Origin of the sequence: Streptococcus pluranimalium (genome assembly GCF_047785745.1) — a bacterium.
In the GTDB taxonomy this organism is placed as follows: Bacteria; Bacillota; Bacilli; order Lactobacillales; family Streptococcaceae; genus Streptococcus; species Streptococcus pluranimalium_B.
In genome coordinates, this window is record NZ_JBLOJT010000143.1 from 1 (window position 1) to 3,491 (window position 3,491).

2 protein-coding genes and 1 pseudogene are annotated in these 3,491 nt (G+C 39.4%); all 3 read right to left on the bottom strand.

From position 1 onward, the window contains the following. Positions 1–268: 268 nt before the first annotated feature. Positions 269–508, bottom strand: a complete 240-nt coding sequence (locus tag ACMZ6U_RS09800) for an LPXTG cell wall anchor domain-containing protein (RefSeq protein ID WP_416108258.1) — start codon at positions 506–508, stop codon at positions 269–271. A gap of 114 nt (positions 509–622) precedes the next feature. Then, a pseudogene (locus tag ACMZ6U_RS09805) lies at positions 623–790 on the bottom strand (GA-like domain-containing protein); the annotation flags it as partial. Positions 791–848: 58 nt separating this feature from the next. Beyond that, a complete protein-coding gene (locus tag ACMZ6U_RS09810; protein WP_416108257.1) occupies positions 849–3,377 on the bottom strand; it encodes a polysaccharide lyase 8 family protein in 2,529 nt (842 codons plus the stop codon). Positions 3,378–3,491 lie beyond the last annotated feature (114 nt).

Here is a 3,491-nt window from a genome sequence, read left to right on the forward strand (position 1 = left end):
CCTAAAGAAAAAGTAGTGAGGAAATCTCCGATGGGAGTTTCCCTCACTACTAATTTTAGTATGTTGATCAATTAAGCAAGATTTCATTCTCTGGAAGGACTAGCCATCAAAGCAAGCGATTAGGTGCGCCAGTGGAATTACCACCCTATACATGGTAGTTTCGCTTGCCAAATGCCTTTGGCTCTGAGAATCACTGCTTAATCCAATGCATTTGATTAATTTTCTGTAGCAAACTATTGCTATTTTTATGCCATAAAATGATGAGACATTAACTTTCGCTATCTCTTTTGCGCTTTCTAGACGTAAACAAGGCAACTAGCACCATTGCTATGCCACCATAAATGGTAGTCGATTGGTTATTTCTTTCACCCGTCTTTGGCAAATTTTCGCCACTCTTTATTTGAGATAGTGTTGACTTTTTGACTAGTTGAGGCGACAGATCTCGTCCAGAGGGTTTGCTTGCTGCCGGGAGAACTGTTTGATTTGTTTTCACTGAGCCTTCTTTCACTGAGTCGTCACGTTTTGGTTCTAATTCAGGTTTTTCGATTTCTTGATTATCTGCTTTACCATTACTGTTTGCATCGTTAACAATGACGTTTGAGATTGTTACTTTAGCAAGACGAGCTTCAAGGGTTGCCTTTGCTCTGCCTTCTGACAATTTGTCAACTAATGCTGTCGCTGCAGCTTTTTTATCGATTGTTGCCTTGTTTAAGCCATCAATGTCATCTTTTTCAGCTGGATTAATAAGCCCATCTTTCTCAAAGGCGACTTTCTTGTCTTTACCAGCTTTAGCAGCAGTCTCAGCGTCTGTTACAGTAGCTTCAGCACTAGCGAGGACTTTAGCTTCGTCAGCTTCTTTTGTCGCTTGGTTTGGTTTGCGTTACTGTTTGAACATCAAAGTTTTTTTTGTTGAAGTCAATGGTTAGATGACGTCCTGAAGCAGCATCATAAATGCTAGCAGCATGGCTATCATTTTGAAGTAGTTTGACATCAAGTTTCGCTAACAATACTTCAAAGGCGTATCGATTAATATTTGGAACAATCATATAAGCGTAGCTATCGCCATTTTCTTTATGCGCTTGAGAGATAGTGACAAAGGTATTGTTAACAACCTTATTAGCAGTGACAGATTTATCATTACCATTAATATCGGACCACTTACCAGATTGTAGTACCTTCATCAGTGATAATGCTGTCGGCTTAAAGAAGACATAGCCGATATTACGTTTGACTTCATCAGTTTCAAGAAAAACACTTTTTGTTGAAGCATAGTCATGAGCTTTATCTGTCAGACTGATTTCTTTTCCATTGAGATAAATCTTATAAGGATGTTTCTGATCTTCTTTACGCTGCTCAATAGTTGTTGCAGCCTCATCATTGGAGGTGTTTTGGATATTATTTCCAACAAAAATAATTCTACCATCTAGTACAAACCAACCTTTATTGAGAGTTAGGGTTTTATTGAAGTTTGTAAAGGTCATGGCAGCCATAGCAGTTGTATTATCAACCTTATGACTTCTGACAAATGCACCATCAGGAAGGGTTCCCATCCCTACCATTTTTGCCTGTTCTTTGATATTCTTAGCTGTTCCATCAGGTCGTTTAGCGTTTGTTTCTGTAGTGCCAGGTAGCTTATAAGGATTAACAGTAGCCCAATAGTGATTGCTATAATGTCCTAAATCAGCATTGTAGAGATAAAACATCCCATCACTAGTATGCCAGCCACGCAAGTTTTCATTGTTCATAGCTTCAAAATTTTGTGTCTTATCTGAGAACATGGATAAGCCAATCCCATAATCCTTTTGGGCATTGTAAGCTGCTAATTTATCCATACTGTTGTAGGATTTGACATAACTGTGCGTTTTTGAAATAGGGATGCTAGGGTCTTCTAGAAGCTCCTTCATTAACTGAATATCACGGTAGGTTTTTAAGTTTTTGAAGGTGTCATAAAAGCTGTTCCCCTCAGATACGATTGTTTTGACTCTAGATTTAATAGCTGTTTTCTGAGGTTCATTTAACATGTCGGCAATCCGTAAAATAGCGCGAAGGACTTCGACAGCTGCGACGTGGCTTTCAGCATTAGAACGACTGACTGAGCGTCCACGTGTCATATCCATCAGTTCACCGTGCGCCATGAGTGGTAAGAAGGCTTCATTGATCCAATGATAGATGACGTTCATTTTATCATTGGACATGGGGGAACCCGTTTTTTGGATAATTGGGATTAGTTGTGATAATCCATCGATGAGAACATTGCCATAGGAACCGTTGTAGGCAAGCCCTTTATTATAAAGAGGGTTCTTTGGGTTAGTGACAGCATGATCAATTAGTGAGCCATCTTGATAAAACCCGTTGCCTTCAGTGACAAAAGTAAAGGCGGTTTCAATGGCTTTGATAGTGTCAGCGATTGTCTTGTCATCGTGACGAAGCAATCCAGCAATCAACTTGACACGCCCCATATCCGTCATGTTAGCAACGGCAGCTTTAAAGGTTGGAAAATCTGGATTAGTGCTAGTCGTACGAAATGATGTTGGGTCGGGCACGAAATGTTCAATAGGCTGTGTGTATTTAGTGATCTCATTTTGTGTAAAGTGCGACTTTAATAAGGAGAGAGTATTATTGATGGCACGCGGTACACCAATTTCGTAATCCCACCAGTTAACACTGGCATTGCCTTTTTCCTGACGATAATAAGTCTTTTCATTATAGGCATTTTGATATAAAAACTCTAAACTGTTTTTGACAAGCGCGATGGCAGCAGTATCATTATAGTATTTTGAACTGGGGTTAGTGACCTGTTTGGCAATATCTTCAAGTTTACGATAGCTAGCAGTTAGATTGGCTGAAATCTTATAATCACTTTTGTCTTTCCAAAGATAGGTTCTATCTGGAGCGCTATTGTAATCAGCAATATGTTTATCAACGGTCTCCTCTAACTTTTTATGATAGGCTGCCATGTAGGGATTCTTATCATCATAGACATCATTACCTGCAATGATACTATTCCAGTCCTTTAGTAATTGATCGTAATTAGTGCGCTGTTTATTAGCAGCGCTTGGAAGGTCTGATACCTCGTTTACAATTGGACTGTCGCTAGTTTCAGACGTTTGCGTGAGATTGCTAGGAACAGCTTCAGTTTCGGTATCAGGACTTGTTGCTGGGTTAGCTTGGACATCAGTAGGAGCTTCAGGACTACTATCAGCTTGATGAAGGCTGTCCTGAGCTGGCGTTACTATTTGCATGTTTTCAACAGTAGTAGAAGGGATGTTGGAGAGGTCATTAGCTTGAACCTTTTCGTTGAGTGAGATGAGAAAAAGTCCTAGAACAACTGTGGAATAAAGCATGATTTTCTTGTGTTGGTGATGGTGTTGTGACATAAAAATCCTCCTGATAGATTTTATTAAACCGGTTTACAAATATCAGTATACATCTTTTGTAAGCGTTTGTAAATATGTTTTAAACTCGTGGTGCTAGTTGATTTTCAACAACAC